At 40.1% G+C, this 9968-nt stretch carries 8 protein-coding genes; 2 read left to right on the top strand and 6 right to left on the bottom strand.

The features are described 5' to 3' along the window. Positions 1 to 129: 129 nt before the first annotated feature. The 6 genes from tgt to QZT26_RS04545 all read right to left on the bottom strand — a co-directional run bounded on the left by tgt (position 130) and on the right by QZT26_RS04545 (position 6216). On the bottom strand, positions 130 to 1236 hold the full coding sequence (gene tgt / locus QZT26_RS04570) for a tRNA guanosine(34) transglycosylase Tgt (protein ID WP_164994435.1): 1107 nt from the start codon (positions 1234 to 1236) through the stop codon (positions 130 to 132). A gap of 25 nt (positions 1237 to 1261) precedes the next feature. Beyond that, complete coding sequence (locus tag QZT26_RS04565; RefSeq protein WP_295100979.1) at positions 1262 to 2449, bottom strand: SpoIID/LytB domain-containing protein; 1188 nt, start codon at positions 2447 to 2449, stop codon at positions 1262 to 1264. A 63-nt stretch (positions 2450 to 2512) separates the two neighbouring features. Next, on the bottom strand, positions 2513 to 3148 hold the full coding sequence (locus QZT26_RS04560) for an epoxyqueuosine reductase QueH (protein WP_099324942.1): 636 nt from the start codon (positions 3146 to 3148) through the stop codon (positions 2513 to 2515). A gap of 21 nt (positions 3149 to 3169) precedes the next feature. Continuing rightward, positions 3170 to 4201 (bottom strand): Holliday junction branch migration DNA helicase RuvB, encoded by a 1032-nt coding sequence (gene ruvB / locus QZT26_RS04555; protein ID WP_099324943.1) that lies wholly within the window; start codon positions 4199 to 4201, stop codon positions 3170 to 3172. A gap of 45 nt (positions 4202 to 4246) precedes the next feature. After that, positions 4247 to 4837 carry a Holliday junction branch migration protein RuvA gene (gene ruvA / locus QZT26_RS04550; protein ID WP_164994434.1) on the bottom strand — a complete coding sequence of 197 codons (591 nt, stop codon included), beginning with the start codon at positions 4835 to 4837 and terminating at the stop codon, positions 4247 to 4249. 236 nt (positions 4838 to 5073) lie between these two features. Continuing rightward, the gene (locus QZT26_RS04545) at positions 5074 to 6216 is read right to left on the bottom strand and encodes a tetratricopeptide repeat protein (RefSeq protein WP_099324945.1); all 1143 of its coding nucleotides are present in this window, start codon (positions 6214 to 6216) and stop codon (positions 5074 to 5076) included. A gap of 411 nt (positions 6217 to 6627) precedes the next feature. Here QZT26_RS04545 and QZT26_RS04540 point away from each other — a divergent pair, with 411 nt between their 5' ends. Beyond that, positions 6628 to 7320, top strand: a complete 693-nt coding sequence (locus QZT26_RS04540; RefSeq protein ID WP_295100973.1) for a hypothetical protein — start codon at positions 6628 to 6630, stop codon at positions 7318 to 7320. Between the two features lie 672 nt (positions 7321 to 7992). Next, on the top strand, positions 7993 to 9945 hold the full coding sequence (locus tag QZT26_RS04535) for a SulP family inorganic anion transporter (protein ID WP_205713359.1): 1953 nt from the start codon (positions 7993 to 7995) through the stop codon (positions 9943 to 9945). Positions 9946 to 9968: the final 23 nt, after the last annotated feature.

The raw sequence follows: 9968 nt of genomic DNA, 5'->3' as shown, positions 1-9968 counted from the left end.
CTTCATCGAAATGGTGAATCTCCTTTCAGGTGTTTTTTGTTATCAATATACCGCCGAATACCTTGGAAATCCTACCATTTCAATCCTATTCCTGCAACAAGGCTTTGCCTTGTTTGCAGGATTTAGGTTTCAATTATTTTTGTACGCTGAAAAAAACTGTTCCTTAAAGCTTCGGAACTCTCCCCTTTCAATAGAGTCCCTTATCTGTTGCATTAACCGTTGAAAATAAAAAATATTATGCAATGAGAGCAACGTTAGCCCCAATGTTTCTTTTGCGACAAAGAGGTGTCTCAAATACGCCCTTGAAAAATTTTTACACGTATAACAATCACACATTTCATCCAACGGCCCTGTATCTTCTTTGTATCGGCTATTGAGTATTTTCACCTTTCCCAAATGAGTAAAAGCACAGCCGTTTCTACCGTTGCGAGTCGGAATAACGCAGTCAAACATATCAACCCCCCGTTCTACCGCGTGAAGAATATCTTCAGGGAAGCCAACGCCCATTAAATATCTTGGCTTTCCCGGAGGCAAATACTCAACTGTATAATCCATGACCTCGTTCATCAATAAGCTTCCCTCGCCAACGCTTAATCCGCCTATGGCATAGCCCTGAAAATTCATTTTTTCAAGATGTTTTGCGCATTCAATGCGAAGTTCCTCGAAAACGCTTCCCTGAACTATGCCAAAAAGCGCCTGGTCTTCATTATTATGGGAATCCAAACACCGCGCAGCCCAATTAAGCGTTCTCTCAACTGCAACACTTGCCATGTCTTTTTCACAGGGATACGGAACGCATTCATCAAATGCCATAATAATATTTGCCCCGATGTCATTCTGTATTTTTATCACCTTCTCAGGGGTAAGGAACAATTTTGAACCATCGATAGGAGATTGAAATTCCACGCCATTGCTTGATATTTTTGTCAATTTGCTTAGCGAAAAAACCTGGAATCCTCCGCTATCCGTTATAATAGCGCCCTTCCATCCCATAAACCGGTGAAGTCCGCCAAGTTGTTTAATAATTTCAGCGCCTGGCCGCAGACATAAATGATACGCGTTACATAAAATTATTTCCGCTCCTGTTTCTTTGATCTGCAGCGGGGTTAGCGTTTTAACCGTACCTTGCGTTCCAACCGGCATAAAAACCGGGGTAGGGATAATCTGACCGGCCAAATGTAATTCGCCACGCCTTGCTTTTGTTTGTTTATCTGTTGCCAAAACCTTGAAAAACAATTATTTCCCCCAAAAGAATGGGTGATTAATATATTCGCCTTAACTCACTTTTTGGATAATAATGTCCCAAAATCTCTCTCCAGTTAAACCCTTTTTTCGCCATGCCCTGTACGCCATACTGGCAAAGCCCGACGCCATGCCCCCAGCCTTTGCCGGAAAAGGTAATATTCTTGCCATTATTCCTGGCGGTAAATGCGGTGCTATATAAATTATTTGGCCCTACCAGCAGCCTGAATCTGTTTGCATTCATAAGTTCCTTCCCTTTTACAGCAATAATTTCAACCTCAGAACCATGCTCCCCAGGGCCATGATTTACCGTTTTAACAGAAACGATATTTGAAACGTTAACCTTCGCTTTTTGTAATTTCTGTAGTATTGAGGATTTCTCAATATTAACGCTCCATGTGTAATATTTGGAATTTTCGCAGTACCCGCATTTTACCCCAGACAGCGGAGGAAGCTTTTCTTTGCCAAATACCAAATTGACGTCCTCGGTATGTCCGCCGCAGGTGCTGTGAAAATAGGCAGAAAATATCTCTCCATGATATGCCATAACAATGCCCGCCGTATCCTGTACAATTTTTACGCTTTTCGCAGTTTCTCCAAGCATGCCCCTGTATGCAAGCTCAGACTTATCCAGGTGGAACGGTTCGTTTTTTTTGGCCTTCCTTCTGTTTTCCACATAAGTTCTTATGGCGACTGCCTGGGAACGTAAAGCGTCTTCTTCCCATGAATTCGGCATTTCGCACCCAAGTACGCCTACCACAAAATTCTCAATATTAATTTCTTCGATAACCGAAAATTCTTTGTCTGTTTGCGGTAATATCCGTATTTCGCCGCGATAGGGGATTGAATCCAATACAATACCGCTACCCCCTAAATCTTTGATCCGTAACTCGCTATTGTAATGCCTCTTGCCGCCTAGGTTAATCCAGCCATTTTCGATAAAAACATTCGCTTTATCCAACTTCACACCTTCATCTACCACATTGGACAAACCCCCCAAAATCTGATATCGCCCATCAACCGACAATTCAGCTTTTTTAACCCTATCCAGAAGGAGTATCCTGACGTTGAGAGCACTTTCATCACGGGAAGCATAGTCCCGCCCCCCTTCTTCTATTTTTGTAATATCCCTCTTGCATGACAGATGAGTGACTGCAACAAGAAACGGCACAATGAACATTATTGCTATATAGAATGTTTTGTGCATGATTTTATACCAAAAAAATGGCAACAATTTAGTTTTTGAAAAACCACGGTAAGGGGGAACATGTCATCTTGAACAATGGCATATTTCGCCACCGCTTTTTGCCGGCAACCCCCCGGAAGTATCTTCATTCTCCTTGTACTGAAGGCTATTTCCCTTATATAATTCCCGGGTCGTATCTTTGTATCTTTCATATTCACTGAAGACACAACCACAATAGCCCTGCCGGTAAATCATGTTTTTTCGTGCAATTTCATTGCTATGCTCAGATAAATAACGATAATCACGATACAAAAAAGGTATCTCTTTTTCTTTTGATAGCCTTTCGGAAATTTCTTTTAATTGTACATGGTCCTGGTACCTGCTGAATAACATTGTAGAGGTGAAGGCGTCATACGTATGTTTTTTTGCATACGATGCGGCACAATCAAGCCTCATGGCATAGCAATCTGCGCAACGGTTGCCTCCCTCATAATTCACATTTTTCAAAAAATCTCTTAATCCATATTCTTCGTTAAAAATAATTTTTACTGGATTTTTTTCCTGAAAAACCCGCAATGCTTTTATTCTACGGCGAAACTCAAGCAATGGATGTATATTCGGATTATAAAAAAACCCGGTAACGGCAAAACCTTCTTTTTTCAATTCATTGAGTGGCGCACATAAACAACATGCGCAACAGATATGTAATAATAGCTGCATATTTGTTTGAAAATTCCTTTGCTATTGAAATATCTTTTTTTGCGCCGGCATTTGTTTGTGAACACCGAGATGCTCGTATGTTTGTTTTGTGGCAATTCTCCCCCGCGGCGTTTTTTCCAAATAACCTCTTTGGATAAGGAAGGATTCATACACTTCTTCTATAGTATCTTCTTGTTCATTTACCGATACTGCTATCGTTTTTAATCCGATAGGGCCTCCTCCGCTTTTTACTACCGTCTGCAAAATCTTGCGGTCCATTTCGCATAAACCATTTTCGTCTACGCCCAACATCTCCAGCCCCCTGAGTGCTATTTTCTCGTCTATCACATCCTTCCCGTCTTCTCCTAACACCTGGGCCACATCCCGAATTCTCCTTAAAAACCTGTTTGCAATCCTCGGGGTGCCACGCGACCGCTTTGCTATTGCTTCTGCACCCTTTACCTCAATTGGTATCGCAAGCTTACGCGCAGAATTACACACAATTTTATACAGATCTTCCCATGGATAAAATTCCAGTTTCTCAAGTACCCCAAACCGTGACCGTAACGGTGCAGTAAGCAACCCCTCACGGGTAGTGGCTCCAATAAGTGTAAACCTTTGCAGGTTTATTTTTACCGACCTCGCTTTTTGCCCCTGGTCAATAATTATATCGATGGAGAAATCTTCCATTGCAGAATACAAATATTCTTCTACATTAGTATTTAATCGATGAATCTCATCAATGAAAAGAATTTCACCTTGCTGTAAATTGGTTAAAATGCCCGCAAGGTCTGCCGGTTTATCCAATATGGGACCGGAAGTCGTCCTTATAGCGGTATTTGTTTCACTCGCAATGATTTGGGATAACGTCGTTTTCCCCAAACCAGGCGGGCCGGAAAACAAGACGTGATCAATTGGTTCACCCCTTTTTTTTGCCGCTTTTATATAGATATGCAGGTTTTCTTTTATACGATCTTGTCCTATGAAATCATTAAATCTTTTCGGCCTAAGCGTAAGATCAAGATTACTATCTTCAATTGCCGCGGAAGAAGACAATACCCCTTCATTTAACATGCCCGATTCCTTACTTAGTAAATTAAGAACCATTACAGCACTCTATTATGTTTTAAACTTCAAGGCTTCCCGCACAAGAACTTCTATATTGTCCACCGAATTCAATTTTTTTACGGCCTCTTTTACTGCGTTTTCCGCCACAGGCCTGCCATATCCTAAAGAAATTAACGCCATAATTGCATCGTCGGCAAATGCCCTTTGTCTGCCATCCATTTCTATATCTATGGATGCTTTTGCCCCTTTAACGCTTTCCTTTAGTTCCAACACAATTCGTTCCGCTGTTTTTTTTCCCACTCCTTTGATTCGCATTAATGCCTTTGTGTCTTCTCTGGCTATTGCACACTTAATATCGTTTGCCGTACTGCCGGATAGTATGGCAATTGCCATAGTTGGCCCAACACCATTTACCGATAGCAATAGCTGGAATAAGCCCCTTTCTTCATCTGAGGCAAATCCAAACAGTTTTATGCCATCTTCTCTCAAAAACAACTGAGTATGAATTGTAACTTCGCCACGGCTGGGAATTTTTTCAAAAGTAGAGATTGGAATGTGTAATAAATAACCAACGCCTGCAACTTCCAAGACCAACTTGGTGGGAGATTTGCTAATCACTTGCCCCCGGATGTAATCTAACATAAGAATACCTTCCGCAACACACTGCTATATAACATCCAGCGCCATTCCTGCCATTTTCTTTGAGGCCTTTCCGCAAACACGCCTCCTGCCACTTTATACCGCCAACATTTATATCTGTCTGAAAGGGGTTTCTATTTTGTTGATTTCCAAGAAAAACTTACTTGTGGAACACGAAAAAATGCTGACCTTCAGATTGCAATCTGCCTAAACCGACCATGGCAAAGCAAACTGCCAAATCAACCTTTTGCCCTCTTCAGGGAACCAGTCTTTTTGCCAGTGGATTTCTCGATATTGTGCCCATCATAGGATTGTCCCAATTGTAATCCTTTTTGTATCAATATTGCCTTTATTTCGTTAAGAGAGGTTTCCCCAAAATTTTTAAATGTCAACAAATCTGGTTCTGAAATTCTTGTCAGATCTCTTAAGGTATGAATATTCATTTTTTCAAGGCAATTTCTGCTCCGAACGGAAAGTTCGAAGTCGGAAATGGGAATATTTAACACGTCACCTTCATGTCCCTGTTTTTTCGACGCCTCCTCATCAAAAACCATTTCCGAAGAAGCCTTTGCACTCTTCAGGCAAAATGAGGCCCTTTCGTGCATAGGCTCTACATCCAAAACGGCTTCATAACAAAAAATTGCGTCATCATATTTTCCATTGTCTTCGTATAATATCCCTAAATTCATGTATGCATTTTTATGGGCAGGACGGAGGTTGGTGCATCGTTCATAATATTCAATCGCAAGGTCGTCTTCCCCGGCGATATCGTAATTAAATGCCATTTGAAAAAGAGATTTCGTATGATTTGGTTCGATCTGAAGCGCCTTGTCGTAATGCACGAAGGCCTCTTCGTACATCCCCAAGGACTCCAGGCAATGTCCCCATTGATAATGCAGTTCAGCGTTGTCGTTGTGTGACTGTGAAAAATTCTTTATTACCTTTAATGCCTCATTGCTGTCGCCCGCCATTCTTTTTGTCTCGGCAATATCCATGCAGATATCAAATTCTTCATCATCTGATTTTTTCGCCCGTTCAAAACACTCTAACGCATTTTTATAATCACCCAATTCCTGATAACATTTCCCCAGGTAATACGAGCCTATTTTCCTTGTCTTTACTTCATTCAATAAGCCCATAGCTTCTTTCGTTTCTCCAATGATCCACAAACATATTCCCAGCAACAGCTTTTTGTCTTTCAGTTTAGCGTTATCAGTTTCCTTCCTTATTCCTTCCCTTAATGACTCTATTTTTTTATCAAAGATCTTCCTGTTTTCTAAAAAGCCTAAAACTTTTTGTTTTATCTCAGCAACAGTCTCTCTTGAAATTGTTTCAGCGTCAAGGAGTTTGTTGATATCTAACTCAGATACCGTATCTGCCATATTACCGAATCTCCATCTGTTTTACTAAAATGCAATTACTTAAAAGACGTTCTTTTAAGGTATTTAAGGGATTGAGTTTAACAAACTTAAACTTTAAATTCAACTAAATTTTCCGCCTGAAACGTTACAACATATATATAAATAATTACTTATGATTTTAAGGGAAAATGAACTTTTAAACACTCCTAAATTATAAGATTAGTTCCTAAAAAAATTTCATTTAGAATTTTTTCATTTCCCCATGGCTTTGAAAAAATGATATAAGTGGAAAACATCCGGCGGGACAAAGTTTCAGTAGCAAAGGTAAAAAGAGGTTGAAACCACAGATTTCCAGGCTTGTTTCGTTTTTGTATAATAAGCTTCCATGTAACACTTTTTTTGTTTTTTATCATTTGAAAATGCAATAATCCTATGGAATTTATCACAACTAACTTCGAAAATCTTATTTATATCTATGAACATATTTTCTGGCTTAAAGAGTGCCTTACCCTATTGCAATCGGCACTTGTTTTTCTCCTTGTATTATGGATTTTGCGAAGAAAGCAAAAAATAGAATTTCTCCTCTATCTTTCCGCTTGCATTGGCATTGCATGTGTTTATTTTGGCGACAATGAATACTGGAGTGATAATGACATTCTCAAATTTATCGCCCCGGCTTCATTATATTTTTTTTATAATACAAATGGGGAAGAGAGAAATGCCATCCTCTTTGCGTTTCTTACGCCCTATTTTATAATATCTTACGAGTTTTACCGCGGTTTGGAATTCGCAATAGCATCCATACTTTCACATTCCCTGGCTATTTTCAGCATTATTATTGCGAAAAACACCTACTATCTCTCTCTGTTTATTAGCGTAGTGGTAGGCCTTCTCTTTAATTATATCGGGGCTACTACCTCGCCCGGCACAAACGATCTTTTTATAAATCCTGTACTGCTCACATTAGCCACCATTTGGCTTGAAATATATAAAAAAAATCCTCTTTACACAAATTTTCTGAAAATCTTTTGGATTACGCTTATTTGTTTTGCTTATTTCGGTAGCTGGCTTTTTTGCGTTACTCAGCCATTTATCGCCTCATTCTTTCAACCAAATCATCCTTAACAAGGATAAGCCGGATCCAAATAAGCATAAAACAGGAAGAAAAGAGACAGAGAAGGTTGGCATTGCAGCCTTTTTCGAAAAACCACACATGCCTACCCCTGCCGACAAGCCCCGCTTCTCGCGAAAAAAGTTGATCATTTTATACGTCTCTAAAACCATAAATGCACAAACAAAGTATCCTTGCAAAATGAAATGCTTGTTTCTCGTCCGAAATAAAACATAGCGCAAGGTAGATATTATAAATAACCCATACCTGTTAAGAGCTTAAAATCAGATCCCTGCAATAGTATAATTTGTCACATAAGCTATGCATTGAATAGTGGTTATATCATTCAGCAGAATGCTTTAGCAAAATGCCTGCGTGAGACTCCTTGCACTATAGGCTTGTGCTGTATATCAAAATTTTAGCATAGACGTCCATGGACAACACTGTGCAAGTTCAACTAAGACAAACATAATTTGCCCCTGCCGCACAGCATAAAAAGCACATTTTGTAAATATCCTGAGTATGATTAAGTATATATGACATATTCATGTGTATAAAAGGTGTATTGTTTTGGGAGCGCAATTTGCTTGACTTGTGACTACTTCTTTTTAAAAGAAGTGGTGTGACAAGAAGGTACTATCGTATAAAAATATTCTTAAGATTTACAATTAAGGAGGTAAATGAGTGTGTCGAAATTAAACGGTGCTCAAGAGCCCGTTCCGAATGCCGGCTTTTCCGGAATGGGACAAAATTTTAAAAAAGACTTTAATGCGGGATTTCTGGTTTTTTTAATTGCACTTCCGTTGTGTCTGGGGATTTCTCTTGCCTGTGGTTATCCGGCAATAGCAGGCATATTCACTGCGGTTGTAGGCGCAGTCGTTACAACGTTTATTAGTAATTCACAGTTAACAATAAAAGGGCCGGCCGCGGGGTTAATTGTTATTGCAATTGGTGCAGTTACCGATTTCGGGTATACCGGGGGAAGAGACATCGCCGCAGATATTCAAGCCTACAGAATGGCGCTGGGGGTAGGTGTCGCCGCCGGCTGCTTACAGATTATATTTGGTCTTCTCCGGGTAGGCTCACTTGGGGATTTTTTCCCCTTATGTGCTGTACATGGCATGTTAGCCGCTATTGGCATTATTGTCATTCTCAAACAATTTCCCATAGTATTAGGCGGTACTGCGGCAGGTGAACCTTTTGAATTAATGGCAGAGATACCCAGGGTTATCATTGATATGAATCCTTACATTGCGGCAATAGGCATCGGCAGTTTAATTATCATGTTTGGTATCCCAAAGATAAAGCATAAGTATAAAATACTGCAAAAGATTCCTCCTCCAATGTTTGTGCTATTTTTTGCAATACCGCTTTGTTTATCTCTTGGAGTGCCAAATGAAGGCATTTATGTCTTTGAAGGATATGAATATAACCTCGGAAAAGAATTCATGGTAAATATTCCAGGCAATATGTTCAAGGCAATCGCCTTCCCGGATTTTTCTTCATTAAAATACATTGCAGGATGGAAATGGGTAATAATGTTTGCACTGATAGGAAGCATCGAATCCCTTCTTAGCGCAAAGGCGATAGATATTCTTGATCCATGGAAAAGGAAAACAAACCTTGACAGGGATTTGTTTGCTGTTGGAATAGGAAACACACTGTGTGCATTTATCGGCGGACTGCCTATGATATCTGAAATTGTGCGTAGTAAGGCAAATATAGACAATGGTGCGCGCACACGTTTTGCAAACATGTACCACGGTCTATTGTTGCTGCTTTTTGTCGCGCTTGTGCCTTTTTTACTTTGCAAAATACCCCTGGCGGCGCTAGCCGCAATGCTTGTATACACAGGGTTTCAGTTAACCGCGCCAAAGGAATTTGTTCATACTTACAAAATTGGCGTGGAGCAGTTGGTCATATTTGTCACTACATTAGTAGCAGTATTGGCAACGGACCTGGTCATCGGAATCGCCATAGGCATAGGAGCAAAATTTTTCGTACATATCATAAACGGCGTACCCCTTCGGTCATTATTCAGGCCGTATCTGGATGTTAAGATAAAGGACGATAAGACGGTAGTAATTTTCGCAAGCGATTCGGCTGTTTTCAGCAACTGGATTCCGTTCAGAAAACAGGTAGAATACTTCCTTAAAGAAGGTAAAAATGTAATATTGAACATGTCAAAAACAAAGCTTATTGATCATAGTGTTATGGGAAAGCTAAACGAGTTCGAGCATGAATTCGAGCGTAAAAATCTTACCCTGGAAGTAGTTGGTTTAGAGGCACATCAAAAGCTGTCGGGACATAAACTTTCTGCCATGAAACATAACAGGGAATTGATCGTAAGAAAACATGTAAGCATTGTTGCTGAAACGGGAGCCCAGGCGTTGGTAAGGAAAGGCTTTATGAACCTTGATATTGCCAGGTTTGCAAGCATAGAACCGGTCAAAAAGCTGACGGACACACCAAATGCAGCATATTCTTTAGTGCGTATTGAAGCACTGCTGCAAAATGAAAAAGCCGATGAGCTTTTTGAGTATTTACGTGAGGAAATATTACCAAAGCACCCCGATACAATTGTCAGCATCGAAGATGTCGAAATGGTGTTGCCTTATGAAAGAAATCCGCAAAAATAGGATAAATGTGATTGCCAAAAATT

This window comes from uncultured Candidatus Kuenenia sp., from assembly GCF_900696675.1.
Lineage (GTDB): Bacteria > Planctomycetota > Brocadiia > Brocadiales > Brocadiaceae > Kuenenia > Kuenenia stuttgartiensis_A.
Note: the sequence above shows the minus strand (reverse complement) of the source record. Positions and strands in the feature narration are given on the sequence as shown.

What these genes read in the sequence shown, in the direction of transcription:
- QZT26_RS04565 (WP_295100979.1), bottom strand. Translation starts at nt 2,449, where the DNA reads ATGCACAAAACATTCTATATAGCAATAATGTTCATTGTGCCGTTTCTT.
- QZT26_RS04560 (WP_099324942.1), bottom strand. Translation starts at nt 3,148, where the DNA reads ATGCAGCTATTATTACATATCTGTTGCGCATGTTGTTTATGTGCGCCA.
- ruvB (WP_099324943.1), bottom strand. Translation starts at nt 4,201, where the DNA reads ATGTTAAATGAAGGGGTATTGTCTTCTTCCGCGGCAATTGAAGATAGT.
- ruvA (WP_164994434.1), bottom strand. Translation starts at nt 4,837, where the DNA reads ATGTTAGATTACATCCGGGGGCAAGTGATTAGCAAATCTCCCACCAAG.
- QZT26_RS04545 (WP_099324945.1), bottom strand. Translation starts at nt 6,216, where the DNA reads ATGGCAGATACGGTATCTGAGTTAGATATCAACAAACTCCTTGACGCT.
- QZT26_RS04540 (WP_295100973.1), top strand. Translation starts at nt 6,628, where the DNA reads ATGGAATTTATCACAACTAACTTCGAAAATCTTATTTATATCTATGAA.